The organism is Nonomuraea sp. NPDC001831, assembly GCF_042892035.1.
Classification (GTDB): domain Bacteria; phylum Actinomycetota; class Actinomycetes; order Streptosporangiales; family Streptosporangiaceae; genus Nonomuraea.
On the sequence record NZ_JBIATU010000003.1, the window covers coordinates 737,736 to 763,300 of the forward strand.

Below are 25,565 nucleotides of genomic sequence, written 5' to 3' on the forward strand. Positions count from 1 at the left end.
TTAATCTACACTCGTTGACAAACAATTACAGCCCCTCAGGAGGAACCCGGTGTCAGCGGACGAGTACGCGGACCTCGTGGCGGTCGGCGGCAACGTGCTCACCTTCGACGCCCGCGACGGACGGGCCAGCGGCCTGGCGGCGCGCGCCGGCCGCCTGGTGGCGGTCGGGACGGACGAGGAGGCCCTGGCGCACGCCGGGCCCGGCACCCGGGTGCTCTCCCTGGCCGGCCGCACGGTCCTGCCCGGCATCAACGACTCCCACCTGCACGCCGCCTGGCTGGGAGCGGTCTGGCCGGACACGCTGATCAGCGAGCAGGGCCTGTCCGCCCACCAGGGCCGGCTGCTGGCCGACGAGGAGTCCAGACGGGCCGCCATCCTGCGCGCCGGGCGGATCTGCGCCTCGCTCGGCATCACCAGCTACACCGAGCCCGGCCTCGGCCCCGGCGAGGACGACGGCGAGACCGGCTGCTTCTCGCAGGCCGTCCTGGACACCTACGCGACGCTGGCGAAGGAGGGCGAGCTGCGGGCACGCGTGACCGCGTTGCGGCTGTTCGGCGCCCTCGACGGCCCCAGCACCCTGGAGGACGTCGCCGCCGGCCTGGACGCGCCCCTCCCCCGCACCGACCCCGCCTGGCTCAACGTGACCGGGCTCAAGATCTTCGCCGACGGCATCCCGCCCATGGGCTCGGCCTGGACCTGTCACCGCTACACCTCCGGCGGCCACGGATCGCTGCTGGTCGCGGGGGCGGACGACGCCGCGCGCGAGCACAACCTGCGCACCATGATCCGGCTGGCGCACCGGGCGGGCCTCCAGGTGGGCGTGCACGCCACCGGCGACCGGTCCATCGACGCGTTCGTGGACACAGTGGCCGAGCTGGCGGCCGAACCGGCGGGCGAGCGCGGGGCCGGGAGGCGGCACTACGTCATCCACGGCGACCTGGTGAACCCCGCCCAGATCGCCCGCATGGCCGCGCTCGGCATGGGCCTCACCACGCAGCCGGTGATCGCGGCCGCCACCGCCGACTGGGTGGCCGGCGCGCTCGGCCCGGAGGTCGCCGGGACGGCCTGGCCGCTGCAGGAGCTGCTGGCCGGCGGGGTGACGTTCACCCTGAGCAGCGACGGGCCGGTGACCACGCCCGACTGGCGGGCGCAGGTGGCGGCGGCGTGCGGGCTGCTGGGCGAACGGGCGCCGCGCCCCCGGCTGATGGCCCGCCTGCTGCGCTGCTACACCACCGCGCCCGCCGTCCAGGACGGCGCGGAGGCGTGGAAGGGGTCGCTGGAGTGGGGCAAGGCCGCCGACTTCTGCGTGCTGGAGCGCGACCCCCTGGAGGTCGCCCCGGCGGACCTGCCGCAGGTCGCGGTCGACGCCACCGTGACCGCGGGCCGGGTCGTCCACCTGCGCGACGGGGTGTCCCTGGACTGATCGGCGGGGCCGGGCGGCGGCCCGGCCCCGCCGCCGGGTCAGACCAGGAGCTGGCCGCCGTCCACCTGGAGGCTGACGCCGGTGATGTGGCGGGCGCCGTCGGAGGCCAGGAAGAGCACGGCGGGCACGATGTCGGCCACCTGGGCGATCGAGCCCAGCGGGATCCTGGCCTCCCACACCTTCCTGGCCGCGTCGTCGGTGGCGAACATGGCCGTCATCGGGGTGAGCACCGGGCCGGGGGCGACGCCGTTCACGCGGATGCCGTGGGGGGCCAGCTCGATGCCGGCCGAGCGGGTCAGGGCGTCGATGGCGGCCTTGGTGGCCTCGTAGTGGCCGAGGCCGGGCGTGGGCTGGCGGGCGCCGATGGAGGAGATGTTGACCATGCAGCCGCGTACGCCCCGCTCCACCATGTGCGCCCCGACGGCCCGGGTCATCAGGAACGTGCCGCGGAAGTTGACCCGGGCGCAGGCGTCGAAGACGTCCACGTCGAGCCCGATGAGCGGGCCGCCGCCCGCGGTGTGCCCGGCGTTGTTCACCAGCACGCCGATGTCGCCGTGCTCGGCGGCGACGGCCGCGACGGCGGACTCGACGGAGGCGGCGTCCCCGACGTCCACCTGGACGTGGTGGGCGCCGAGCTCGGCGGCGACCGCCCTGGCCCGGGCCTCGTCGAGGTCGGCGATGACGACCCGGTCGCCCGCCGCGGCGAAGGCTTCGGCGACGCCGCGGCCGATGCCGCTCGCGCCGCCGGTGACGAGGACGGTCCTGGGAACGACAGGTTCGCTCATGTGGGGGTTCCTGTTCGGTGCGGGCCTTCGCAGACGGGGCTGCGCGGGCGTCCTGGGTTTATTATTATACAAGCGTAGACAAAAAAGGCTTCATCCGGCAGGGAGTGGATCGACGTGAGCGACACACAGCGGGTTCCGGCGCGGCGTCTCGGACCGGGCGGCACGACGACGTCCCTGTTCGGGCTGGGCTCCTGGAACACCTGGGACCGCATGGAGTTCGGCGACGCGGTGGCCCTGATCAGGGCGGCCCTCGACGCCGGGGTGACCCTCTTCGACGTCGCCCACTACAACATGGGCCCGCACGCCGAGCAGGCCCGTACGGACCTCATCTTCGGCCGGGCGGTGCGCGAGGCCGGCGCGAGCCGGGACGACTGGCAGCTCTGCGGCAAGCTGTGGCTGTGGGAGTACCCGCGCACGGGCTTCCGCGAGCAGCTCGACGTCAGCTTCGAGCGCGTCGGCGTCGAGAGCGCCGAGACCGTCGTGGTCGGCGACTACATGCAGCGGCCCGACATCCGGCGGATCGTGACCGACGTGGCCGAGCAGATCGCGGCCGGCCGCTTCACGAGCTGGGGCGTCAACAACTGGATCGCCGAGGACGTCGATCTCGCGCTGAGCTTCGCCGCCGAGGAGGGCCTCACGCCGCCGAGCTTCGCCCAGCTCAAGTACAGCATCGCCCGGCGCTCGATGGCCGAGGGCGGCTTCTACGGCCGGCACTTCGCCTCCGGGGCGCTGGCGCTGCAGGCCAGCGACGTCTTCGAGGGCGGCATCCTGGTGGGCAGGAAGTTCCCCGAACGGAAGATCGGCGCGGACCCGGGCGGCATCCGGGAGGCCGTCAGGCAGGCCGCGGACGCCGTCGCGCGGGTCGCGGCCGAGTTCGGCGCGACGCCCGCCCAGGTCGCGATCGTGTTCTGCCTGGAGCATCCGGCGGTGGCCAACGTGCTGTTCGGGGTGAGCCGGACGGCCCAGCTGGAGGACAACCTGGGCGCGTTGCGGCTGTGGCGCGAGCACGGCCCGCAGGTGCGCGCGGCCCTGGCCGACCTGTGGCTGGACCGCGACGTGCGCGCCGACGGCGTCTGGACCCCCTGACGCGGACGCGGGGACACCCGGCGGCGATCGCCGGGAGTCCCCGCACGCGCCCGCCGTCACCGTGCGGGACGCCGGGTGCGCAGCTTCTGCAGCTCGCTCATCGACCGGGCACGCGCGTCCACCACGTTGCGCATGCTCGACCCGATGAGGTTCAGCAGCAACACGCAGAACATGATGGCCGCACCCGGCAGCACGATCAGCCACGGCGCCTGCGTCAGGTACGACCGCCCCTCGGCGATCATGTTGCCCCACGTCGGCGTGGGCGGCGCGATGCCGAGGCCGAGGAAGCTCATCGCGCCGTCCACCAGCATCGCCGAGGCCGACAGGATCACGACCTGCACCAGCGCCAGCGGCAGCACGTTGGGCAGCACGTGCACGAACAGGATCTTCGCCGGCCGCATGCCGGACACCCGCGCCGCCCCGATGTACTGCCGCGCCGCCACGCCGAGCACCCGGCTGCGGATCACCCGGGCCGTGAACGGCGTGAAGATGACCGTCAGCGCGATCAGCTCGGTCCAGATGCTGGCGCCGAGCCCGATGGCCAGCGCCATGGCCAGGATGATCGCCGGGAACGACATCCAGGCGTCCATGATCCGCATGACGATCGCGTCCACGGCCCGGTAGAAGCCGCTGACCAGGCCGATCACCATGCCGGTGAACGCCGCGCAGAGCGTGATGAGCGCCGACAGGCCGAGCGAGGCCCGGCCGCCGGAGACCAGGCGGCTCAGCACGTCCCGGCCGTAGGAGTCGGTGCCGAGCAGGTGGTCGGCCGAGGGCGGCAGCAGCCGGTGCACCGGGTCGGTCGCGTTCGCGTCCGGCAGGACCACCGGCAGCAGCACGACGGCCAGCACGACCAGGACGAGCAGCGCGGCGGCGGTGATCAGCACCCGGTTGCGGCGCCAGGCGCGGGAGGCCGCGGAGGGCCGCCCGGCCGTCCCGACGCGCCCGGCGACGGCCTCGGAAGTCACGAAACACGCACCTTGGGGTCGAGGAGGGCGTAGGACAGGTCGACGACCAGGTTGACGACCACGAACATCAGCGCGACGAACAGCGTCACGCCCTGGACGAGCGGGAAGTCCCGGGTCGAGACCGCGCCCATGAGCAACGAGCCCAGCCCGGGGATGACGAAGATCGACTCGATGATCACGATGCCGCCGACCATCATCGCGAAGTTGCTGCCGAGCTGGGTGATCAGCGGCATGAGCGCGTTCGGCAGCACGTGCCTGAGCATGACCTGCCGCTCCGACAGGCCCTTGACCCGCGCGGTGCGCAGGTACGTCTGGGGCAGCTCGCCGAGCACGCTCTCCCGCAGGGTCAGCGTGAACAGCGCCGACTGCCCGATGACCAGGCACACCACCGGCAGCACCAGCATCGGCACCCCGGCGACCGGATCGGCGAACAGGTCGGCGTACCCGCTGGAGGGGAACCAGCGCAGCGACACGGCGAACACCAGCACCAGGATCAGCGCGATCCAGAAGTCGGGGATCGCCATGCCGAGCGAGGAGAGCAGGTTGAGCGCGCGGGCCACGGGGTTGCGCGGCGAGACCGCGTTCCAGGAGGTGACCAGCACCGCGACGACGAAGCTGAGGACGGTGCTGAGCACCGCCAGGGTCAGCGTCGGGACGAAGTGCTCGGCCACGACCCCCACCACCGGCGCGTGGTAGGTGATCGACGAGCCGAAGTCGCCGCCCGCCACGTTGCCGAGCCAGCTCAGGTACTGCTCCCACAGCGAGCCCGTCAGGCCCATGCTCTGCCGCAGCGCCTCGACGTCCTGCGGCCTGGCCGTCGGGCCGAGGATGGCGATGGCCGGGTCGCCCGGGATCAGGCGGATGACGAAGAACATCATCGTGCCCACGATCAGCAGGATGACGACCAGGTCACGCAGCCGCCGGAGCAGGAGTCCCGCCATGTTCCCCCCTCACTTCTGCAGCCAGGAGTTCCAGAACACGCGGTAGAACGTGTCGTACCCCTTGAGCTTGGGCGAGTAGGCGGCGTACAGCTTCGACTGGCTGATCGTGATGACCGGGAACTGCTGCCACACGAACGCCTGGAGCTGGTCCATCAGCGTCCTGGCGGTCTCGGGGGAGGTCGCGGCGTTGTAGTCCTCGATCAGCTTGGCCATCTCGGGCGAGCCGGAGCCGTTGAACGCCCCCAGGGTCAGCGCGGGCATCTGCGAGGGCGAGGTGAGCGCGGCGTTGAAGAACAGCGTGGTGACGTCCCAGCCGCCGGGGTCCTTGGTGATCGTGCCGAGCATCGTCGGGAAGTCGTAGGTGTCGATCTTCGTCTTGATGCCGATCTTGGAGAGCTGGTCCTGCAGCAGCACCGCCCACTGGCTGAACTGCGGGTAGCTGCTGGAGGTCAGGATGCGCACGGTGTCACCGGCGTTGACGCCGGCCTGCGCGAACAGCTCCTTGGCCCGGTTCGGGTCGTGCTGCTTGTAGACGTCGTCGCCGGCGGTGGAGTACAGGCCCTTGTTGTCCTGCGAGACCAGCGCGCCCACCTCGACGGTGAGGTCGGGGCCGCCGCCGGTGGCGGCGTTCAGCGCGGGCTTGTCCATCAGCAGGTTGAGCGCCTGCCGGGCGCGCACGTCGGAGAACTTGGAGCCCTTGTTGAAGTTGGGGATCAGCACGTTCTGGTTGGCCCCGGCCAGGTTCGACACGACCACGGCGGGGTTGTTCTTCAGCGGGGTGTACTGGTCGTCGCCCGGCATGGCGTGCGCCCACTGGCCGGTCTGCAGGCCGTTGACCACGGCGTCCTGGTCGGCGACGACCTTGTAGGTGACCGTGTCGAGGTAGGCGTGCTTGGCGCCGGCCTGGCCGCCCCAGTCCTCCTCGGTGCGCGACTTGTAGCCGTCGTAACGCTCCAGCACGACCTGCTGCCCGATGTCCCAGCTCTTCAGCTTGTACGGCCCGGTGCCGACCGCGCCCTCCTTGGCGAAGCCGGTGGCCGGCACGTTCTTGAGGTTCCTGGCCTCGTAGATCTCCGCGCCGGGGCTGGCCAGCTCGTCGATCAGCGGGTAGCGCGGCTTCTTCAGCTCCAGCGTGACCGTGCGGTCGCCGGTGGCCTTGAGGCTCTTGACGTCGGCGGCGACCTGCTGGCCGGTGACGTGGCTCTTCAGCCAGCGCTCCAGGCTGGCGACCACGTCGGCGGCGGTGAGCGGGGCGCCGTCTTGGAACGTGACACCGGCGCGCAGCTCGAAGGTGTAGGTGAGCCGGTCGTCGCTGCGCTTGTAGGTGTCGACCAGCATCGGCCTGGCCGCGAAGGTCTTGTCGACCTCGAAGAGCTTCTCGTACAGCATGTTGCCGATGTGGGCGGTGACCTGGCCGGGGTTGGCGACCATGTCCAGCGACTGCGGGTCGGTCGGCACCGCGACCACGAGGTCGCCGCCGCGTACGGGGGGGCCGGCGTCGGCGGAGGAGGACGAGGAGGACGACGTCGCGCCGCCCGCGCAGCCGGAGAGCAGCAGGGCGCTCGCCGCGGCGGCGGAGACGAGCCCGGCCCTCAGGCTCTTGAGCACGTTCATGGTGGGTTCTCGCTCTTGCTCTAAAAGGGGGGACAGAAGGAGAAGGTCGGCCCGGGGCTATCCCACGTATGCCGACAAGTCGGGGTTCGCGGCGAGGAGCCGGCGCGTGTACTCGTGGGTGGAGGAGGCGGCGATGGTTTCCGGGGCGCCGACCTCGACGAGGTCGCCCTTGTACATCACGCCGACGCGGTCGGCCACCGACAGCACCAGGCTGAGGTTGTGCGTGATGAACAGGAAGCTGATGCCGTGCGAGCGGCGCAGCTGCAGGAGGAGGTTCATGACCTGGCCCTGGACGGAGACGTCGAGGGCGGAGGTGGGCTCGTCGGCGACGATGAGCTTCGGCTCGGCGGCGACCGCGCGCGCGATGGACACGCGCTGGCGCATGCCGCCGGACAGTTGCGAGGGCAGCTTGCCGGCGCAGTCGGCGGGCAGGCCGACCTCGTCGATCAGCTCGGCCACCCGCCGGTCGAGGTACGCGCCGCGCAGCGGGGTCAGCTCGCGCAGCGGCTCGGCGATGATGCGGGCCACGGTGTGCCGGGGGTCGAGCGAGCTCTGCGGGTCCTGGAAGATCAGCTGGGTGGCGCGGCGGAAGGCGCGCTCGTCGCCGCGCAGCCCCGCTTCGGTGATGCGGTGCTCGCCGAAGGAGATGCTGCCCGAGGTCGGCCGTTCCAGGGCGCTGACCATGCGGCCGAGCGTCGTCTTGCCCGAGCCGGACTCGCCGACCAGGCCGAAGAACTCGCCGGGCGCGATCTCCAGCGAGACGCCGCCGACCGCGCGCACGCTCGCCCGGCGGCCGGTCCGGTAGACCTTGGTGACGTTCTCGACGACCAGGGGCGGGGTGCCGGTCACCGGCGCCGGCTCGTCGCCGAGCGCCGGCGTCTCGGTCACGGTCCCGCCGGAGCTCCCTGGCCTGGCCCCGGCGTCGGTGGCGGCCCGCAGCCTGGTCTCCGAGATCGTCGGGAAGCCCGTACGGCGGCTGACGCCGAGCTGTGGCACGCATTCCAGCAGCGCCTTGGTGTACGGATGCGTAGGCTTGCGGAGGATGTCCATCTTGTCGCCGACCTCCACCAGCCTGCCCCGGTACATGACGGCGATCCGGTCGGCGATCTCGGCGGCGACGCCCATGTCATGGGTGATGAACACGCAGGCGGTCCGATGCTCACGCTGCACGCGACGGAACAGCGCCAGGATCTCGGCCTGCGTGGTCACGTCGAGGGCGGTGGTCGGCTCGTCGGCGATGAGGACGTCGGGGTCGGACATCAGCGCCATGGCGATCATCACGCGCTGCTGCATGCCGCCGGACATCTGGTGCGGATAGAGCGCCATGATCCGGTCGGTGTCGGCCAGCCCGACCTCGGTGAGCAGGCTCCTGGCCTTGGCCTCGGCCTCGCGGCGCAACCGGCTCCCCCGGCGCAGCGCCTGCCGGGGCAGCGCGCCCTCGGGCCGGTAGCCCTCGATGAGCTGCACGCCGACGCGCTGGGCGGGGTTGAGCGAGTCCAGGGCCTCCTGGAAGATCATGCCGATCCGGGCGCCCCGGTAGGCGCGCATGCCTTCGGCGCTCAGCCGCGTGACGTCCACGCCGCCGACCTCGATCGCGCCCTCGGTGCAGGCCGGGGCCACGAACTCCAGCAGCCGGATGATCGACAGCGCCGTCACGGTCTTGCCGCTGCCCGACTCCCCCACCACGCAGAGCGTCTGCCCGGAGGCGACGTCGAGGGTGAGCCGGTGGACGAGTTCCTGGGGCTCGGCGTCCTCCCGGGTGACGCCGATGGTCAGATCCGTCAGAGTGAGCAGCGACATGCGCGAGAGCTCCATTCCAGGCACCGGTCCCGTGCTCGAAGTGGGGCACGCAAACCCACACTGAGCTGCCGAAAAGCCATGTTCGAGCCAGATAGTTCTACAAAGGTTGACAGAGGGTCCCCCTACTGTCAACGGTTATTCCACGTTCGTAGACAGAGGGTCTATGGTGAACGTCTACATTCGTAGACAATACAGAAAGGGCAGGGCCTTGACCATGTCCACGCCTTCCCCCACGCCGGATCCGATCGTCGCCATCGCCACCGGATACATGGGCGCCAAGCAGCTCTTCGCGGCCAGCCGCATCGGGCTGTTCGAGGCGCTCGCGGACGGCGGGCGCAGCGCCGGGGAGATCGCGGCGGCCACCGGCGTCACCCCCCGCATGGCCCGCATCCTGGCCGACAGCATGGCCGGGCTCGGCCTGCTGACCAGGACCGACGGCCGGTACGCCCTCGGCGCCGACGCGGCCGGCTACCTGGCCGGGCAGAAGTCGTCCGAGCTGGACCTCGGGCCGTTCCTCACGTTTCTCAACCAGATCAGCTACGGCCACTGGCTGCAGTTCGACACGACCGTGGACACCACCGAGCCGGGCGTCCTGGACACCTCGGGCGACCGGTGGGGCACGTTCATGGCCGGGGTCATGACGTACAACAGCCTGCACGCCAGGATGCTGGGCGGCGCGTTCGACTTCGCCGGCTTCCGCAGCCTGCTGGACCTGGGCGGCCTGTCCAGCGCGTTCGCCTTCGAGGCCCTGCGCGCCAACCCGGAGCTGCGGGCCTCCTTCGTGTACGACCCGACCTTCGCCGACTCCGTCACCCAGCAGGTGGCCGAGGCCGGGTTCGCCGACCGGGCCGAGGTGACCGGCGCCCCGACCGACACGGCCACCCCCGCCGGCCCGTACGACCTCGTCATGGTCAACCACGTCATCCACCGCTTCGGCGTCGAGCAGAACCGGGCCATCCTGCGCAACGCCCGCGCGGCGGCGGCGCCGGGGGCCCGGCTGCTGCTGCTCGACTTCTTCCTCGACGACGACGCCGAGCAGCGGGCCATCGACGCGCTGCACGCCGGGGAGTACCTGGTGATCGACGGGACCGTCGTCTACGAGGAGTCGCAGGTGCGCGCCTGGCTCGACGAGGCCGCCTGGAAGCCGGTGGACAAGCTGGCCCTGCCGGGCAGCCCGCGCGTCATCGTGGCCGAGGCGGTCTGAGCACGACCCGGGCCGGGCACGACCCGGGCCGGGCACGACCCGGCCCGAGCATGACGCGGCCCGCGCCGCCCAGGTGGCGGCGCGGGCCGGAACGCGCGGGTCAGGGCCGGGAGATGCGGTCGAAGAACGACTCCAGGTGCCGCTTCTGCAGCTCGACCGTGGAGAACTGCGGGCCGACCAGGCTCATCACGTTGGCCCCTGCGTTGAGCAGCACGAGCTCGTCCACGAGCTGCTCGTCGGGGATCGAGGTGCGGATGTCGCCGTCGGCGCGGCCCTCCTCGATCAGCCGGTGCAGCATGCCGCGCCAGGCGCGCAGGTGCTCGAGGTACTTGTCGTACAGCTTGGGGTTGGTCAGCGAGGTCTGCCAGAAGATCAGCAGCACCCGGCCGGCCGTGATGCGCTCCTCGTCGATCGGCATCGCGGCCTCGCACATCTCGCGCAGCGCGCCCAGCCCGCGGCGGCCGTCGAGCTTGACGTAGCTGGTCACGATGGCCAGGGCGCGCTCGTACGTCGCCTCGATGATGTCTTCCTTGCCGGGGAAGTAGTGCTTGAGCGCGCCGTTGGCGAAGCCCGCCGCGTTCGCGATCTCACGCATGGTGGCCGCCTCGATGCCCCCCTTCGTGATCAGGTCCCACGTGACGTCGATGATGTCGCTGCGACGCTGGTCGTGGTCGATGATCTTGGGCATGCGGCACCCCTCCGTACGGCGTTTCGTCTACCAGTGTAGGACAAAATGCCGGGAGGGCATGACCCGATCGTTAGCCGCGGGTGACCCGGACGTCACAGAGGGCGCCGGCGGTGTTCGTCTTGTGCGCGCAGGCCAGCCGTTCGATCTCGGCGGGGTCGGCTCCCCCGGCGATGAGATCGAGCAGGTGCTCGTGCTCCTCGACCGAACGGCGGGCCCGGCCCGGCAGGTAGCCGAACACCGAGCGCCGCATGTGGTCCAGCCTGGTCCATTCGGCCTCCAGCAGGAAGTTCAGGTGCTCGTCGTCGCAGTGCTCGTAGACCGAGAAGTGGAAGGCGCGGTTGAGCGCGGTGAACGCGGCGGGGTCGAAGGAGTCGAGCGCCTGGAACAGCCGGGCGTTGATCTCGCGGGAGCGCGCCACGTCCGCCGGGCCCATGCGCGGGGCCGCGACGGCGGTCGCGTACCCCTCCAGCCGGGCCAGCACCTCCAGCGTGTGCCGCACCTGCGCCGCGTCGAAGACCGCGACGCGGGCGCCGACGTTGCGCACGACCTCCACCAGCCCGTCGGACTGCAGGCGGCGCAGCGCCTCGCGCAGGGGGATCGTGCTGACGCCGATCTCCCGCGCGAGGCGGTCCATGACGAGCTGGTAGCCGGGGCCGTAGGTGCCGTCCAGGATGCGCGAACGCAGGATCTCGTAGCTGAGCTCCGCCTTCGACGCGACTCCGCCGGTGCTGGTCACGTGCCGGACACCGGGCCGGACACCGGGCCCGACACCGGACCCGACGCTGTGCCCGACGCCGTGCCCGCCGCCGGGCCGAGCGCCTCGCGGAGCACGGCGCGGAACTCGGGGCCGGCCAGCGCGCCGCGGTGGTCGCCGGGGACGGTGACCAGCCGGGCGCCGGGGGCCAGCGCGACGACGTTCTCGATGCCGGAGGTCATCATGTCCTCCGCACCCGCCACGAACACCGGCGGCGTGCGCCCGGCCCAGCCCTTGGGCTCGAACGGCGTGCCGCGCAGGCCCTCGACCAGCCGGACCAGCCCGGCGGCCCGTTCGGGGTCGCCACCGGAGGCGCCCGCGATCATCTCCGCGATCATGCCGGTCATCGGGTCGCCCGGCTCGCCGCCCGCGACGGCCGAGCGCAGCGCCGCCACGTCCAGCGCGGCGAACGGCTCGAACGGGCTGAGCCCGCCCAGCACGACCGCGCGCACCCGGCCGGGGGCCAGCTCCGGCAGTTCCCAGGCGAGCCGGGCGCCGAGCGAGTACCCCACCACGTCGAGCGGCCCGTCGCCGGCCACCGCGAGCAGCGCGGCCGCGACCTCGGGCGCGCCCGCCGGCCCGGCCGGCACCGGGCTCGCGCCGTGACCGGGCAGGTCGGGCACGACGACCACGCGCCCGCCCGCGGCCAGCTCCGCCGCGATCCCGGTCTCCACCCAGTCCTGCCGCCCGCTGGAGGCGAACCCGTGCAGCAGCAGCACGGGCGGCGCCCCCGCGGGCCGGTCGGGCGTGAACGTCTGTACGGCCGTCATGTGCGCCGGCTCCTTCATCTCGTGTGGTACGCGGGTACGGGGAAGTCGACGACCACCTGGCCGGTGCCGCTGCTGCCGAAGTACGGGCACAACTGCTCGCCGCGCCCGGTGTACTCGCGCCAGCCCAGCAGCCCGAACAGCATGGCGGTGTCGGCCATCGCGCCCTCGCCGGTGCACCGCTCGTTGTAGTCGGGCAACATGTCGAGGAACTCCGGGATGCGCCCTTCGTCCCACATCTCCAGCACCGCCTGGTCCACCTTGCGGTTCAGCTCGCTGCTCACGTCGTCGAGCAGCGACTCGGCGATCTCGTTGGGCGGGAAGGCGTGCGAGAGCGACCCGCTGGCCAGGAAGGCCACCTTCCTGTCGCTGCGGCGCACGGCCCGCAGCAGCGCCTCGCCGATCCGCCGGTTCTCCTCGACGGTCGAGTAGATGTTGCAGCCGATGGGCAGGACCCGGATGTCGGCGTCCTGGTTCATGAAGTACATCGGCACGAGTGTGGCGTACTCCAGGCCCAGGTCCTGGTAGGTGTGCACGCGGGCCTTCTGGCCGCCCGCGACGATCTCCTCGCGGATCAGCTCGGCCAGCTCGGGATCGCCCGCGTAGTCGTAGGCGAGGTCGTGGATGAAGTGCGGCAACTCATGGCTGACGTACGTGGCCTGGTGGCGCGGCTTGCCGTTGAGGTGGAAGCCGATGCTGTTCATCCAATGGGTGTCGGCGACCAGGAACGTGTCCGCGCCGCGCTCGCGCGCCCGCCTGCCGACCTCGGTGAGGGCGAGCTCCGCGGGCCTGCGGATGCCGAAGTGTTTGCCGGGCTGGATCGACAGCCAGATCGACGGCACATGCGTGATCTTGGCGGCCAGCACGATCTCTCCCATCACGCCACTCCCCGGCCTGCCTGGGCGGTCTGAGCCATCATCCGCACTCTCCTCTCCACTGATGACGTGATGAGCATCATGTAGGCATCTGAGGGGGTATGTCGATATTGTTCCACATGCCATAACATAAATGATGTCGTATATGATTTGGAAGGAGACGAGGTGGGACACCCTCTCGGACTGTCACCAGGGAAGATCGTCGCGGTCCATCTGAACTACCGCAGCCGCGCCGCCGAGCGCGGTCGTGTCCCTGCCGTCCCCTCCTACTTCCTCAAGCCGCCGACCTCCCTGTCCTGGTCGGGACGGCCCGTGGTGCGTCCCGAGGGGTGCGAGCTGCTGGCGTTCGAGGGCGAGATCGGCATCCTGATCGGCAGCCGCGCCCACCGCGTCTCCCCCGGGCGCGCGCTGGAGCACGTGGCCGGGTACGTGGCGGCCAACGACTTCGGCGTCTACGACTTCAAGCACGCCGACCTCGGCTCCAACCTGCGGGCCAAGGGCCAGGACGGATTCACGCCGGTCGGCTCCGAACTGCTGACCGGCGCCGATCCCGGACGGTTGTGGCTGCGCACGTACGTCAACGGCGAGCTCGCCCAGGAGGCGTGCACCGACGAGCTGCTGTTCGGCTTCGACCTGCTCGTCGCCGACCTGTCGCGGTACATGACGCTGGAGCCCGGCGACCTGATCCTGGCCGGCACCCCGGCGGGCTCGACCGTCGTCCGGCCCGGCGACGTGGTGGAGGTCGAGCTGGAGGGCACGGCCCGGCTGCGCAACGAGGTCGTCGCCGGCCAGGAGCCACCCGCGGCGTACGGCGTCCAGCCCCAGGTCACCGAGGCGACCAGGGCCGCCGCGTACGGCGCCGCCCACCCCGCCCCCGGCCCCCTTACCCCGGAGGTCGTCGCCGCGCTGCGCTCGGTCTCGACCGCGACGCTCTCCTCCCAGCTCCGCGCGCGCGGCATCGACCACCACTTCATCGAGGGCGTCCGCCCCGCCCGTCCCGACCTGCGCATGGTCGGCGTCGCGCGCACCCTGCGCTACCTGCCGCTGCGCGAGGACGTCTTCGCCGAGCGCGGCGGCGGCATGAACGCCCAGAAGCGCACCGTCGAGGAGCTCCAGCCGGGCGAGGTGCTGGTCATCTCCGCCCGCGGCGAGCACGGCGCGGGCACGCTGGGCGACATCCTGGCCATGCGCGCCCTGCGCCGCGGCGCGGCCGGCGTCGTCACCGACGGCGGGCTGCGCGACAGCCCCTCCTTCGCCTCCCTCGACCTGCCCTCCTACTGCGGCGCCGCGCACGCCGCCGTGCTCGGCCGCCGCCACGTCCCGATGGACTCGCAGGTGCCGGTGGACTGCGGCGGCGTGCTGGTGTGCCCGGGCGACGTGCTGGTGGGCGACGCGGAGGGGGTCGTCGTCATCCCGCCCGCGCTGGTCGCCGACGTCGCCCGGGACGCCGCCCGGCAGGAGGACGAGGAGCGTTTCATCCTCGATCGCGTCCGCGAGGGCGCCTCGATCGACGGCCTCTACCCGCTGAAGGGCGCCTGGCGCGAGGCGTACGAGCAGCAGCGCTGACCCCCCAAGAAGGAGAACCCCATGAAGTTCCGCTCGGATCCGTCGACCATCCGCGGATCCATCGCCCCCGTGGTGACGCCGTTCGCCGCCGACGGGTCGCTGGACCTCGGCTCGTTGCGCTCGCTGGTGCGCTGGCAGCTCGACCAGGGCTCGCACGGCATCTCGACCGGCGGGTCCACCGGCGAGCCCGGCGCCCAGTCCGTCGAGGAGCGCGTCGCGGCGATGGCCGTGGTGGCCGAGGAGACCGCCGACCGGGTGCCGTTCCTGCCCGGCACCGGCTCGGCCAAGCTCGACGAGACGCTGCGGCTGACCGCCGAGGCCGAGCGCCTGGGCGCCGACGCCGCCCTGGTCATCACGCCCTACTACGCCCGTCCCACCCAGGAAGCCCTCTACCGCTGGTACGCCACGGTCGCCGCCGAGTTCCCCGCGCTGCCGATCGTGATCTACAACGTGCCCTCGCGCACCGCCGTCGACATCGCCCCCGCGACCGTGGCCAGGCTGCGCCGCGACCACGACAACATCGTCGGCATCAAGGAGACCACCAAGGACTTCGAGCACTTCTCGCACGTGCTCAACCTGTGCGGGCGCGACTTCCTGATGTGGTCCGGCATCGAGCTGCTTTGCCTGCCGCTGCTGGCCATCGGCGGCGTCGGCTTCGTCAGCGCGGCGGCCAACCTCGCGCCGAAGACCGTGGCCCGCATGTACGAGGCCTACACCGCGGGCGACCACGCGACCGCGCTGGAGCTGCACTACTCGCTGCACCCGCTGGTCGAGCTGCTGTTCGTGGAGACGAACCCGGCGCCCGCCAAGTGGGTGCTGGAGCAGCGCGGCCTGATCGCCTCCGGCCACGTACGGGCCCCCCTGATCACCCCGACCGAGCCCGGCATCGCCCGGATCAACGAACTACTGGCACAGAGCGAGGGAGTCGCCTGATGAAACTGGAGCACTACATCGGCGGCCGGCACGTCCCGAGCCAGTCCGGTGCGACCTTCACCGCGCTCGACCCGACCACGAACGAGCCGTACCTCGAGGTCGCCGCGGGCGGCGCGGCCGACGTGGACGCGGCCGTCGCCGCCGCCCAGAAGGCGTTCACCGACGGCCCGTGGAGCACGATGCCCGCCGAGCAGCGGGCCGGGACGCTGCGCGCGATCGCGGCGGCCATCGAGTCCAGGGACGACGAGATCGCCGCGCTGGAGTGCCGGGACACCGGCCTGCCGATCACCCAGGCCCGCGGCCAGGCCCGCCGCGCCGCGCACAACTTCCGCTTCTTCGCCGACGTGATCACCACCATGGGCGAGGACGTCTACCGCGTCGGCTCCGCGCAGCTCAACTACGTCGTGCGCAAGCCGGTCGGCGTGGCCGGGCTGATCACGCCGTGGAACACGCCGTTCATGCTGGAGACCTGGAAACTGGCCCCGGCGCTGGCGGCCGGCTGCCCGGTGGTGCTCAAGCCGGCCGAGTGGTCGCCGGCCTCGGCGAGCCTGCTGCCGGAGATCATGGAGGAGGCCGGGCTGCCGGAGGGCGTGTTCAACCTGGTCCACGGCATCGGCGAGGACGCGGGCGCGGCGCTGGTCGCCCACCCCGACGTGCCGGTGATCTCCTTCACCGGCGAGAGCGGCACCGGGCAGACCATCATGCGCAACGCCGCGTCGTCACTGAAGACGTTGTCCATGGAACTGGGCGGCAAGTCGCCGCTGCTCGTCTTCGCGGACGCCGACCTGGACCGGGCGCTGGACGCGGCCGTCTTCGGCGTGTTCTCGCTGAACGGCGAGCGCTGCACGGCCAGCTCGCGGATCCTCGTCCAGGACACCGTGTACGAGGAGTTCGTGGCCAGGCTGGCCGAGCGGGCCGCGCGGGTCCGCGTCGGCGCGCCCGGCGACCCCGCCACCGAGCTGGGCGCGCTCATCCACCCCGAGCACTACGAACGGGTCATGGAGTACGTCGAGCTCGGCTCGCGCGAGGGCGCCCGCCTGGTCGCCGGCGGTTCCCGGCCCGAGCACCTGCCGGCGGGCAACTTCCTGGCCGCGACGGTGTTCGCCGACGTGACCCCGCACATGCGGATCTTCCAGGAGGAGATCTTCGGACCGGTCGTCTGCGTGACGCCCTTCTCCACCGAGACGGAGGCGGTGGAGCTGGCCAACGCGACCCGGTACGGCCTGGCGGCGTACCTGTGGACCAACGACCTGCGCCGCACGCACCGGCTGGCCCAGTCGATCGAGGCGGGCATGGTCTGGGTCAACTCCCAGAACGTGCGCGACCTGCGCACGCCGTTCGGCGGCGTCAAGGCCAGCGGCGTGGGCCGGGAGGGCGGCAGGCACAGCATCGACGTCTACACCGAGTCGCACATCGTGCACCTGGCCACCGAGGACCTGCCGATCCCCCGGTTCGGAGCCGCCTGAGCCGGCACGTCCCGCGCCGGGCCGCCGACCGGCCCGGCGTGGGACGTGGACGCCGAGAAGTGCGCGGAGTTACGCTCCCGGTGGCCGATAGGGCGGTGATGGCCATCTTTGGGGGGGTACCCAATGAGCTACACACTTCTGCGCGGCAGCTTCGTGATCCGTTACCCCGATCTTCCCCGGCAGGGCCCCGAGCCCGACGGCGACACGATCAAGTTCAGGCCGGACACGCCCGCGCTGGTCGAAGGGCTGGCCCGGCCGTCCGGACGGCCCCCGGAGCTCGGCGCGCGCGGCATCTCCGTGCGCCTGGAGGCCATCGACGCCCTGGAGACCCACTTCCAGGACACCCACCAGGAGCCGGCCGGCGCGAACGCCGCCCGCGACGAGCTGCTGCGCCTGCTCGGCTTCACGAACGTGCGCTTCTTCGACGACCTGCCCAACAAGGTCCGGTCGGCCGACCAGGACGAGCTGCGCGGGCATGTCCTCAGCAACGGCATCGACGCCAACGGCCGGCTGATCGGCTTCGTGTTCGCCGGCGAGCACCCCGGGCCCGACGGGCAGGCCGTGTTCCTCGACGAGGCGCTGGTGGACACGTCCGCGAACGCCAGGCTGCTGGCCGCCGGGCTGACGTACCCGGCCTTCTACGCCACGCTGCCCGCGACGCTGCGCACCCACCTGGCCGGCGTGTCGCGTGCGGCCAGGACGGCGGCGGCGCCCACCGGCATCTGGCCGCGCTCGGCCGCCGACCCCGACGGGCCGGCCGAGGTCGGCTCGCTGGACGCGCTCACCCGGCTGGTCATGTGGCCGAAGTTGTTCCGTCGGCTGGTGCCCTATCTGGCGACCGGGGCGGCGAACCTCGACGGCTTCGACGCCTGGCTCCGGGCTGACCCCGTCAACCGGGACGACGCGGTGTTCCTGCTGGACCGGCTCGAACACGGCAACCTGCACGACGTGATCCGGGCGTCGGGCAACCAGATCCAGCTCACGGCCTGGCCCGAGGACTTCGTCATCAGCCCCGACCCCGCGCCGCCCGGCGCGCCCGTCGGCGCACGCCCGCCGTCCACCGGGGACGTGCTCATCGTGGCCGCGCTGCCCGACCCGGTGGGGGGCGACCGGGGACACGAGACCGTCACCCTGCTCAACGTCACCGGACAGTCCGTGGACCTCGGCGGGTGGCGGCTGGCGGACTCGGCGGGCGGGCGCATGGAGCTGACGGGGGTGCTCGCGGGCGGAGGCGTGCTGCAGGTCGTGCTCGACGGCCGGGTACAGCTCCGCAACCAGGGCGAGACCATCCTCCTCGTGTCCCCCGAAGGCGTCACGATCGACCAGGCCGCCTACAAACCCGACCACGTCCGCCCCGGCCACACCATCTGCTTCGGCCGCTGACCCCCTCCACCCCAGAAAGGCCCCACCCCGAGCACCGGCGATCCCGGCACTCGGGGCGGGGGCCGTCAGGTGAGAAGGGTCGCCAAGGCGGCGATTCGGGAGGCCCCGCCCCGAGCACCGGCGGGTCGGGCGCTCGGGGTGGGGGCCGTCAGGTGAGGAGGGTTGCCAGGGCGGTGGCTGTGGCGGGGTGGGCGGTGAGGAGGGTCTCGACCGCGCGGTTCCCGGGCCCGGCGGCGGAGGCGGCCTGTCGCCAGCCGCCCTCGCAGCCCAGCAGCCCCGCCACCGCGTCGCACGCCGCCGGATGCCCCGCCAGCAGCTCGGCGACCGGCCCGGACACGACCGCGGGGGCCGCCTTCGGCGTGGCCGCCGCCATCCGGGCCCACGGCGGTGTCCAGGCGTCGACCGCCGTCAGGCTGCCGGGGAACGTGCGCCCGGCCTCCCGGACGAGGACCGGCATCAGCTCGCCCGCCTGGTCGCGCAGCGTCGTGATCAGCTTGGGCAGCCACGGCAGCAGCACCTGGTCGGGCAGCCGTCCGAACGCCTTGGAGATCACCTCCACCACGAACCCGGACAGCGCCGGAGCCGGCTCCATCGCCTGCACGAACCCGGTGATGTACTGCGGGAACGACGGGATGACCAGCGGGTTGCCGAGCAGTTCGTCGCACCGCGACCGCAGCTCGGATAGCGGCAGCAGCCCCAGCAGGTGCTGGGCCGCCCACAGCAGCGCCACCTTGGCCGGCGCCTCCGGATGCGACTGCCGCACCGCGATCTCCAGCTGCGCCCGGTCGCACCCGAGCGCCAGCGCCAGCCCCTCCATCGTGAACAGGAACCCGAGCATCGCCGACACCTGCCGCACCCCGGTGTCGTCCTCGACGAACGCGGTCGGGAGCAGGGTGCAGTAGTGGGCGTACCCCTCGGTCACGAACGCCTCGCACCACGCCGGCAGCGTGGGTTCGGCGGTGCGGTAGTAGGCCAGCAGGCGGCGGATGCGGCGCAGCACGTCGGGGGCGTCGTCGACGCCGCGCTCGCCGGCCAGCAGCTCCACCGCCCGCGCGCCCAGCTCGTCGGCGACGCGCCCGCCGCCGAGGTAGAGGATGGCGTCCTCGACGGCGGCCAGGGCCACGGCGGCGGTGGCGTCGGGCTCCCACACCGCGCGGCGCAGCCGCTGCTCGACCACCTGCTCGATGGTGACGCCCTCGTAGCCGAGCTCGATGATGGCCCGCTGGTTGCGGCCGAGCGCGAGGTCCCAGCTCTCCTGGATGGACCGCTCGCCGAGCTTGCGCTCGCCCATGATCGGCCGGGCCGCGTCGGCGGGCAGCACGAAGCGCAGCATCCACAGCAGGTCGGAGCAGGGCCGCAGCTCCGGGTCGGAGTGCAGGTCGAGCAGCGCCCGCTGGATCGTGCGCTTGTCGAAGTCGACGCCGAGCGGCCGCAGCCGGTCGTAGACGTTCTGGGCCAGCGGCGGCAGCGCGTCGTAGCCGACCGAGCCGATGCGGTCGCCGCCGAGCAGGATCTCGCACAGCCGCCGCACGTCGCGCCGGCCCGGCACGACGTCCTTCTCGATGCAGGTGACCGCCGCGTCCTGGAAGTCGTACGGCGTGGGCCTGGCCCGGTTGCGCATGCCGGCCAGCAGGATCGACGTCTCGAACACCGCGATGGCGTCGGCGGTGCTGGCGAGGTAGCCGTTGCGCCGGGCCAGCCGGACGATGTCGACGCTCCAGCCCAGCAGCTCGGCCTCGTCGAGCGCGTCGAGCGTGGGCGGCCTGGACAGGAAGCCGGTCAGCCGGTCGGCGACCTGCGCCGGCGCGGCGGGCGCGGGCAGCTTGACCGGCCGTTTCCTGGTCCCCTTCTGCCCGGCGAGCTGGAACGGGGTCAGCTTGCTCCGCGTCACCGCCTTGGCCCAGGTGGCGGCGGCGATCGACACCGACCCCGAGGCCAGCCCGAACTGCGCCTCGATGGCCGAGTGGCTGGAGGGGATCAGCCCGTACAGCCAGCGGGTCGCGGTGCGGGGGCCGATCTCGTACGGGGCCGTGGCGGCCAGGCCGAACTGCTCGACGCGGCTGGCGGCGTGGAAGGCGCCGCAGACGTAGAGGCAGTCGGCCGGGTCGGCGCCCGAGGCGGACAGGTGCTCGCGCATCCTGGTCCACATGTAGCGCTCGCGCTCCTCGTCGCCGGCCAGCCGGTCGTCGTCGGGGCGCAACCGGCGGAACAGGCTGCCGATGAGGACCATGACCTGGCGGTAGGTGTCGTAGTCGGCGCCGGAGAGCGGCTGCTCGACGTACTGGTCCCACCACTCCGACCAGTGGCGGACCTTGCCGTGGTGGAGCAGGTGCTCCTCCAGCTCGGCGAAGCGGGGGCGCAGATCGCCGATCTCCACGCCGACGGCGTCGCCGTGCAGGCCGGCCTCCTCCCCCGGTTTCGCCGGCTCCTCCCGTTCGCGCGGCAGCCACTGGAAGACGTGGTCGGCCGAGCGGTCGACCAGCACCAGCTCGACGCCCGGCGTCTCCAGCGCGTACGAGATGGCCTGGTACTCGGCCGACGCCTCGGTGATCGGGGCCACCACGCTCAGCGGCCCCGAACCCTTGGGAAAGCCGTCGAGGTCGGTGGCGAACGCCTGGAGCGCCACCGGGAGCCGGCAGTTGCGCAGCTCGGTCAGCAGCGGCGCCAGGTCTTCGCAGAGCTCCAGGTAGATGACCTTGGGCTGCTTCTCCCGCAGGCGGCGCACCATGGCCAGCGCCGAGGCCGGCGAATGGTGGCAGACCGGGAAGATCTCCAGCTCCTCGCGCAGCGCCCGGTCGACGTCCTCGACCATGCCGGTGAGGATGGACGACACCGCGCCGTCGCCCGCGAAGGCCGAGGCGGCCTCGCTGAGCTGATCCTTCAGCGGTTGGAAGAGGCTCATGACAGGGTGGAGATGGCCTGGCGGCCGCCCTCGAGGAAGTCCTGCCACGGGCCGCCGTCCTTCTTGCTGCGCGGCTCGACCACGCCGTGCCAGTACTTGTTGAGGATGGCCAGGTCTTCCGGGCTGCGCCGGGCCAGCGAGCCGACCAGGGAGCCGGCCAGCGTCTCGGGGCGCAGCGTGCGGTCGCCGAAGAAGTGGCTGTGCAGGATGGCGTCCTCCAGCACGCCGATCTGCTCGGCCGTGGACAGCGCGGACTCCAGCTTCTCGTCGTCGCTGGTCGCCGAGGCGGCCGCGGCCCGCAGGTCGGCGAAGCTCTGCAGCAGGATGTCCAGCAGCGTGGGCGGCAGGTCGAGCTCGATCTGGTGCCGGCGCAGCAGCTCCTCGGTACGGAACCGGACGATCTCCGCCTCGCTCTTCTTGTTCGTCACCACCGGGATGCGGACGAAGTTGAAGCGGCGCTTGAGCGCGGACGACAGGTCGTTGACGCCCCGGTCGCGGCTGTTGGCGGTGGCGATGATCGAGAAGCCGGGCTGGGCGAAGACGATGTTGTCGTCGTCGAGCTCGGGGATGGAGACGTACTTCTCCGACAGGATGGAGATCAGCGCGTCCTGGACGTCGCTGGTCGAGCGGGTCAGCTCCTCGAAGCGGCCGATCACGCCCTGCTCCATGGCGTTCATGATCGGCGAGGGGATCATCGACTCGCGCGACTGGCCCTTGGCGATGACCATCGAGACGTTCCACGAGTATTTGATGTGGTCCTCGGTGGTGCCCGCGGTGCCCTGCACGACCAGCGTGGAGTTGCGGCAGATCGCCGCGGCCAGCAGCTCGGCCAGCCAGCTCTTGCCCGTGCCGGGGTCGCCGATCAGCAGCAGGCCGCGGTCGGAGGCCAGCGTCACGATGCTGCGCTCGACGAAGCTGCGGTCACCGAACCACTTCTGCGGGATCTCGCGGTCGAGCCCGTCGGAGCGCTCGGAGCCGAGGATGAAGATGCGGATCATGCGCGGGCTGAGCCGCCACGAGAACGGCTTGGGGCCGTCGTCGACCGACTCCAGCCAGTCGAGCTCGTCGGCGTACTTCACCTCTGCGGGGGCGCGCAGCATGTCACTCATGGTCGGGGGTTCTCCTAGGTGAGGAAGTTCTTGAGCTCGAAGACGAGCTTGCGGACATGGCCGGAGAGCACGGGGGTGCCCAGGTCCTTGAGTTTCTGGCGGTACCACGGGTCGACGCTCTGGCTGCCGGAGCTGTTGACCGAGCCGACGGGGATGAACTTGACCCCCGAGCGGTGGATCGACCCGAAGTCGTTGATCAGCGAGCGGTTGTCGTAGAAGTCGGAGATCCACACCATCACGGTGTTGCGCGGATCGGCGATCTTCGGCCTGGCCAGGGCCATCGCGGCCGTGCCGTCGGTGCCGCCGCCGAGCGTCGTGCGCAGCAGCACCTCGAACGGGTCGTGCACCCACGGCGTCAGGTCGAGGGCGCGCGTGTCGTAGGCGATGAGGTGCACGTCGACCTTGGGCAGGCCGGCGAAGATCGAGGCCAGGATGGTGCAGTTGACCATCGCGTCGACCATCGAGCCCGACTGGTCGACGACCACGATGAGCCGGGCCGGCGTGGTGCGGCGGGCCGTCTGCCGGTAGTAGAGCCGGTCGACGTAGAGCCGCTGGTCCTCAGGGCTCCAGTTGGTGAGGTTCTTCCAGATCGTGCGCTCGATGTCGAGGTTGCGGAAGACCCGCTTCGGCGGCACCGACCGGTCGATCACGCCCACGCTGGTCTTCTCCACCTGCGTGCGCAGCACCTCGGCGACCTCGTCGACGAACCTGCGGATGAGCGCCTTGGCGTTGGCCAGGGCGACGCCGGACAGGTTCGACTTGTCGCGCAGCAGCTGCTCGATGAGCGACATGCTGGGCGTGAGCTGCCTGGCCAGCGCCGGGTCGGCCAGCACCTCGCGCAGCCGCATGCGCTTGACCAGGTCGCCCTCGATCATGGCGAGGACGGCGGCCAGCTCTTCGTTGCCCGGCCCGTTCCGCAGGCCGCCGGTCTCGCAGCCCATGCCCTTCTCGAACCAGGCGGCGTCCTGCTTCCAGCGGGCCAGGTCGCCCGCCGTGACGTCGCCCGTGCCGGTGGAGAACACGTTGAGCAGCAGCTTGGAGACCAGCGCGGCGCGGCGCACCTCGCCGCCCTCCTCGTGCTCCTTGTCGGCCATCAGGTCCTGGAGCTCGGCGCCCAGCTCGGGGAAGCGCTGGACCAGCGTGTCCACCGAGACGCCGGGGTCGAGCAGCGCGGGCGGCAGCTCCAGGTCGCCGATGATGCCCATGCTGGCGGTCTCCAGCGCGGGCTGCTCGTCGGCCGAGAACAGCCGCGACATGAGCCGCCAGTACAGCACTTGGCGCCGGGTCTCGTCGGCGCTCGTGGTCGAGTCGGTCATTTCCGCAGCAGCCGTCCTGCCCGTTCGCGCAGCACGGCGACCACGTCGCCGGCCTTGGCCTCGGCCTTGACGACCTTGGGGTCGGTCGGGCCGTTCGCCCAGTCGCCGTTGTGCACGGTGACCGGCTTCTTCTTGACCGTGGCCTGGACGGCGAGCGGCTGCAGCAGCCACCTGCCGCCGTCGCGGCGCACCAGCCCGACGCACGCCGAGGACGCGGCCACCAGCTCCGGAGTCAGCGGGCAGCTCGCCGGGAGCCGGTCGAGGTCGAGGTCGAGCTTGTTGCCGCCCAGGTCGAGGGTGTGCCCGTCGACCGTGTACCCCTCGACCAGCACCGGCTCGGCGATGCGCACGGGGTGACGGTCGAGCGGCGGCGTGGCCGGGGCCAGCGCGCCCGCGAGCCGCACCCGGGCGGTGGTGAACGGGTCGGCCTCGGCGCCGGTGCGGGCGCGGTCGTCGTGCCACAGCAGGTCGCCGCCGGGCAGCAGCGGCATGCCGTCGATCTCCACGGACAGGTGGCCGGCCAGCGCGCCCATGAGCACGGGCCGCCCGCCGAACAGCCGCCACACCGACGGCCCCACGATGGTGTCGACCTTGGCCGCCGCGACGCTCGTGCGCACCAGCCGGGTCTGCCCGCCGGCCTCCTCCAGCACGCCGTGCACCTGCACCCGGACGACCGTGGCGTGCTCGTGCACGTCGGCGCCGAGGATGAGCAGCCGCCCCGACACCGGCTCGGGCACGCCGTGCCACGGCCCGGACTGGGCGAGCAGCAGCCCGCGCGTCCACAGGTCGGCCCACCGCCTGAGCGGCAGCCGGTCCATGGTCGCCACCGGGGACGAGGCCCGCAGCTCGGTCGCCAGCCCGTCGAGCAGCACCGCGAGCCCGCGCAGCTCGGGCACCCCGAGCAGCGCCTCGATCGCCTGGTCGGCGCCGGAGACGAGGTCGTCGTCGACGCCCCGCCAGCCGGTGATCGCCAGCTCCCGCAACCAGACCCGGCACCCGGCCAGCAGGTTCTCCGGCACACCGCCGGACGCCGCCCCGGCGCCCGGCCCGCCGCCGACGGACGCCGCCCCTGTTGTGGCGTCCGTGGCGGCGTCCGTGGCGGCGGCCGGCGGCCAGGGCGCGCGGCTGCGGCCCAGAGCCTGGTCGAGGCGGGCGAGCAGGGCGTCGTGCACCGCGCCGAACAGCGCGGCCCGCCCGCCGGCCAGCGCGGCCAGGTGCTCGTCGGCGACCGACCCCGCGGTCACCTTCTCCACCGCCTCGCCCAGCCGGTCGCCGAGCGGGGAGCCCGCGAGCGCGCCGGCCAGCGCGGCCAGCGCCGCGGCAGGCTCCTCGGCGACCCTGGCGAACCCGTGCCCGAGCGCGCCGTCGAACCCCGTGGCGAGCGCGAGCGCTTCCGCGACCCCGGCCGGCCCGTCGCCGGCCAGCTCCCCGAGCTGTACGTCGAGCATCAGCCCACCCTTCCCGTCTCGGGCCCCGTCGCCGGGAACCAGTGGAGCTCGGCCAGCGGCTCGGTGCTGTCGGGCACCTCCAGGTAGGCCAGGTGGCGCAGGAACCGGCTGAACACCACGGCCGCCGGGGTGCGCTGAGGGGTGCCGTTCAGCACGCTCATCAGGTGGCCGCCCTCGGGCACCTCGACGCGCAGGTAGCGGGCCACCCGGTCGAGGCCGTACTGGAGCACGGCCTCGTCGGCCAGCAGGCGGATGTGCTTGCACGCGTAGCCGTGCAGCGCGCCGCACGGGCGGTTGTTGTTGGTGCTGCAGCTCAGGTCGTGGGTGCCGGCGGCGATCGAGGAGACGTAGACCCGCTCGATGTCGGACCCGCTCGACACGACCCCCTGCAACCTGCCGTCAGCCAGCTCGACGAAGGGCACCTTCGCCAGCTTGCGCGGCTGGACCGGCGGCACCACCCGCACGACGCTGCGCTGCTCCCACGCGGTTTCGTCCGCGTCCAAGGTCTCGACCTCCAGTCTGACGGCATGCTCGCGC

The 25,565-nt window shown here is 72.2% G+C and carries 21 protein-coding genes; 7 read left to right on the forward strand and 14 right to left on the reverse strand.

Annotated elements, in window-relative coordinates:
* The first annotated feature begins 49 nt into the window (after positions 1–49).
* The gene (locus ACFYYW_RS14140) at positions 50–1,423 is read left to right on the forward strand and encodes an amidohydrolase (protein WP_387648487.1); all 1,374 of its coding nucleotides are present in this window, start codon (positions 50–52) and stop codon (positions 1,421–1,423) included.
* Positions 1,424–1,461: 38 nt separating this feature from the next.
* On the opposite strand, the gene ACFYYW_RS14145 is transcribed toward ACFYYW_RS14140, so the two are convergent.
* On the reverse strand, positions 1,462–2,208 hold the full coding sequence (locus ACFYYW_RS14145) for an SDR family NAD(P)-dependent oxidoreductase (RefSeq protein WP_387648489.1): 747 nt from the start codon (positions 2,206–2,208) through the stop codon (positions 1,462–1,464).
* Between the two features lie 114 nt (positions 2,209–2,322).
* Between ACFYYW_RS14145 and ACFYYW_RS14150 the strand changes: the two genes are divergently transcribed.
* The gene (locus ACFYYW_RS14150; RefSeq protein WP_352331489.1) at positions 2,323–3,294 is read left to right on the forward strand and encodes an aldo/keto reductase; all 972 of its coding nucleotides are present in this window, start codon (positions 2,323–2,325) and stop codon (positions 3,292–3,294) included.
* Between the two features lie 56 nt (positions 3,295–3,350).
* On the opposite strand, the gene ACFYYW_RS14155 is transcribed toward ACFYYW_RS14150, so the two are convergent.
* From ACFYYW_RS14155 to ACFYYW_RS14170, 4 genes are read right to left on the reverse strand one after another with little or no spacing between them, the layout of a single operon-like run.
* Entirely contained in the window at positions 3,351–4,262 is a 912-nt protein-coding gene (locus tag ACFYYW_RS14155; RefSeq protein WP_352329441.1) for an ABC transporter permease, read from the reverse strand.
* A complete protein-coding gene (locus tag ACFYYW_RS14160) occupies positions 4,259–5,203 on the reverse strand; it encodes an ABC transporter permease (protein ID WP_352329439.1) in 945 nt (314 codons plus the stop codon). The genes ACFYYW_RS14155 and ACFYYW_RS14160 overlap by 4 nt, the downstream gene beginning before the upstream one ends.
* A 9-nt stretch (positions 5,204–5,212) precedes the next feature.
* Positions 5,213–6,817 (reverse strand): ABC transporter substrate-binding protein, encoded by a 1,605-nt coding sequence (locus ACFYYW_RS14165; protein WP_387648493.1) that lies wholly within the window; start codon positions 6,815–6,817, stop codon positions 5,213–5,215.
* Between the two features lie 57 nt (positions 6,818–6,874).
* A complete protein-coding gene (locus ACFYYW_RS14170; RefSeq protein WP_387648495.1) occupies positions 6,875–8,617 on the reverse strand; it encodes a dipeptide ABC transporter ATP-binding protein in 1,743 nt (580 codons plus the stop codon).
* Between the two features lie 214 nt (positions 8,618–8,831).
* Here ACFYYW_RS14170 and ACFYYW_RS14175 point away from each other — a divergent pair, with 214 nt between their 5' ends.
* Entirely contained in the window at positions 8,832–9,821 is a 990-nt protein-coding gene (locus tag ACFYYW_RS14175) for a methyltransferase (protein WP_387648498.1), read from the forward strand.
* Positions 9,822–9,921: 100 nt separating this feature from the next.
* Here the strand turns inward: ACFYYW_RS14175 and ACFYYW_RS14180 are convergent, their stop codons facing one another.
* From ACFYYW_RS14180 to hpaD, 4 genes are all read right to left on the reverse strand, one after another.
* Positions 9,922–10,509, reverse strand: a complete 588-nt coding sequence (locus tag ACFYYW_RS14180; RefSeq protein WP_352329644.1) for a TetR/AcrR family transcriptional regulator — start codon at positions 10,507–10,509, stop codon at positions 9,922–9,924.
* 70 nt (positions 10,510–10,579) lie between these two features.
* Positions 10,580–11,245, reverse strand: a complete 666-nt coding sequence (locus ACFYYW_RS14185; protein WP_387648500.1) for a GntR family transcriptional regulator — start codon at positions 11,243–11,245, stop codon at positions 10,580–10,582.
* A complete protein-coding gene (locus ACFYYW_RS14190; protein WP_387648503.1) occupies positions 11,242–12,033 on the reverse strand; it encodes an alpha/beta fold hydrolase in 792 nt (263 codons plus the stop codon). The genes ACFYYW_RS14185 and ACFYYW_RS14190 overlap by 4 nt, the downstream gene beginning before the upstream one ends.
* Before the next feature lie 14 nt (positions 12,034–12,047).
* Positions 12,048–12,908 (reverse strand): 3,4-dihydroxyphenylacetate 2,3-dioxygenase, encoded by an 861-nt coding sequence (hpaD, locus tag ACFYYW_RS14195; RefSeq protein ID WP_387648506.1) that lies wholly within the window; start codon positions 12,906–12,908, stop codon positions 12,048–12,050.
* A 162-nt stretch (positions 12,909–13,070) separates the two neighbouring features.
* Here hpaD and ACFYYW_RS14200 point away from each other — a divergent pair, with 162 nt between their 5' ends.
* The 4 genes from ACFYYW_RS14200 to ACFYYW_RS14215 all read left to right on the forward strand — a co-directional run bounded on the left by ACFYYW_RS14200 (position 13,071) and on the right by ACFYYW_RS14215 (position 18,253).
* Complete coding sequence (locus tag ACFYYW_RS14200; RefSeq protein ID WP_387648508.1) at positions 13,071–14,471, forward strand: fumarylacetoacetate hydrolase family protein; 1,401 nt, start codon at positions 13,071–13,073, stop codon at positions 14,469–14,471.
* 21 nt (positions 14,472–14,492) lie between these two features.
* On the forward strand, positions 14,493–15,404 hold the full coding sequence (dapA, locus tag ACFYYW_RS14205) for a 4-hydroxy-tetrahydrodipicolinate synthase (protein ID WP_352329653.1): 912 nt from the start codon (positions 14,493–14,495) through the stop codon (positions 15,402–15,404).
* Positions 15,404–16,870 carry a 5-carboxymethyl-2-hydroxymuconate semialdehyde dehydrogenase gene (gene hpaE / locus ACFYYW_RS14210; RefSeq protein WP_364415533.1) on the forward strand — a complete coding sequence of 489 codons (1,467 nt, stop codon included), beginning with the start codon at positions 15,404–15,406 and terminating at the stop codon, positions 16,868–16,870. The genes dapA and hpaE overlap by 1 nt, the downstream gene beginning before the upstream one ends.
* Positions 16,871–16,993: 123 nt before the next feature.
* Complete coding sequence (locus ACFYYW_RS14215; RefSeq protein WP_387648511.1) at positions 16,994–18,253, forward strand: lamin tail domain-containing protein; 1,260 nt, start codon at positions 16,994–16,996, stop codon at positions 18,251–18,253.
* 148 nt (positions 18,254–18,401) lie between these two features.
* Here the strand turns inward: ACFYYW_RS14215 and ACFYYW_RS14220 are convergent, their stop codons facing one another.
* Genes ACFYYW_RS14220 through ACFYYW_RS14240 form a run of 5 tightly spaced genes read right to left on the reverse strand, consistent with a single transcriptional unit; the run spans position 18,402 to position 25,531 of the window.
* A complete protein-coding gene (locus ACFYYW_RS14220; RefSeq protein ID WP_387648514.1) occupies positions 18,402–21,155 on the reverse strand; it encodes a DUF5682 family protein in 2,754 nt (917 codons plus the stop codon).
* Positions 21,152–22,264: an AAA family ATPase gene (locus tag ACFYYW_RS14225; RefSeq protein ID WP_352329618.1), complete on the reverse strand. Its 1,113-nt coding sequence runs from the start codon at positions 22,262–22,264 to the stop codon at positions 21,152–21,154. Before ACFYYW_RS14225 ends, ACFYYW_RS14220 begins: the two co-directional genes overlap by 4 nt.
* 14 nt (positions 22,265–22,278) lie before the next feature.
* Positions 22,279–23,580 (reverse strand): VWA domain-containing protein, encoded by a 1,302-nt coding sequence (locus tag ACFYYW_RS14230; RefSeq protein WP_387648518.1) that lies wholly within the window; start codon positions 23,578–23,580, stop codon positions 22,279–22,281.
* Positions 23,577–25,028: a hypothetical protein gene (locus tag ACFYYW_RS14235; protein ID WP_387648521.1), complete on the reverse strand. Its 1,452-nt coding sequence runs from the start codon at positions 25,026–25,028 to the stop codon at positions 23,577–23,579. The genes ACFYYW_RS14230 and ACFYYW_RS14235 overlap by 4 nt, the downstream gene beginning before the upstream one ends.
* Positions 25,028–25,531 (reverse strand): hypothetical protein, encoded by a 504-nt coding sequence (locus ACFYYW_RS14240; RefSeq protein WP_387648523.1) that lies wholly within the window; start codon positions 25,529–25,531, stop codon positions 25,028–25,030. The genes ACFYYW_RS14235 and ACFYYW_RS14240 overlap by 1 nt, the downstream gene beginning before the upstream one ends.
* Positions 25,532–25,565 lie beyond the last annotated feature (34 nt).

Coding starts and splice junctions, on each gene's coding strand:
- hpaD (WP_387648506.1), bottom strand. CDS start 12,908: ATGGGAGAGATCGTGCTGGCCGCCAAGATCACGCATGTGCCGTCGATC.
- ACFYYW_RS14145 (WP_387648489.1), bottom strand. CDS start 2,208: ATGAGCGAACCTGTCGTTCCCAGGACCGTCCTCGTCACCGGCGGCGCG.
- ACFYYW_RS14180 (WP_352329644.1), bottom strand. CDS start 10,509: ATGCCCAAGATCATCGACCACGACCAGCGTCGCAGCGACATCATCGAC.
- ACFYYW_RS14220 (WP_387648514.1), bottom strand. CDS start 21,155: ATGAGCCTCTTCCAACCGCTGAAGGATCAGCTCAGCGAGGCCGCCTCG.
- hpaE (WP_364415533.1), top strand. CDS start 15,404: ATGAAACTGGAGCACTACATCGGCGGCCGGCACGTCCCGAGCCAGTCC.
- ACFYYW_RS14230 (WP_387648518.1), bottom strand. CDS start 23,580: ATGACCGACTCGACCACGAGCGCCGACGAGACCCGGCGCCAAGTGCTG.
- dapA (WP_352329653.1), top strand. CDS start 14,493: ATGAAGTTCCGCTCGGATCCGTCGACCATCCGCGGATCCATCGCCCCC.
- ACFYYW_RS14175 (WP_387648498.1), top strand. CDS start 8,832: ATGTCCACGCCTTCCCCCACGCCGGATCCGATCGTCGCCATCGCCACC.
- ACFYYW_RS14165 (WP_387648493.1), bottom strand. CDS start 6,817: ATGAACGTGCTCAAGAGCCTGAGGGCCGGGCTCGTCTCCGCCGCCGCG.
- ACFYYW_RS14170 (WP_387648495.1), bottom strand. CDS start 8,617: ATGTCGCTGCTCACTCTGACGGATCTGACCATCGGCGTCACCCGGGAG.
- ACFYYW_RS14160 (WP_352329439.1), bottom strand. CDS start 5,203: ATGGCGGGACTCCTGCTCCGGCGGCTGCGTGACCTGGTCGTCATCCTG.
- ACFYYW_RS14190 (WP_387648503.1), bottom strand. CDS start 12,033: ATGACGGCCGTACAGACGTTCACGCCCGACCGGCCCGCGGGGGCGCCG.
- ACFYYW_RS14225 (WP_352329618.1), bottom strand. CDS start 22,264: ATGAGTGACATGCTGCGCGCCCCCGCAGAGGTGAAGTACGCCGACGAG.
- ACFYYW_RS14215 (WP_387648511.1), top strand. CDS start 16,994: ATGAGCTACACACTTCTGCGCGGCAGCTTCGTGATCCGTTACCCCGAT.
- ACFYYW_RS14235 (WP_387648521.1), bottom strand. CDS start 25,028: ATGCTCGACGTACAGCTCGGGGAGCTGGCCGGCGACGGGCCGGCCGGG.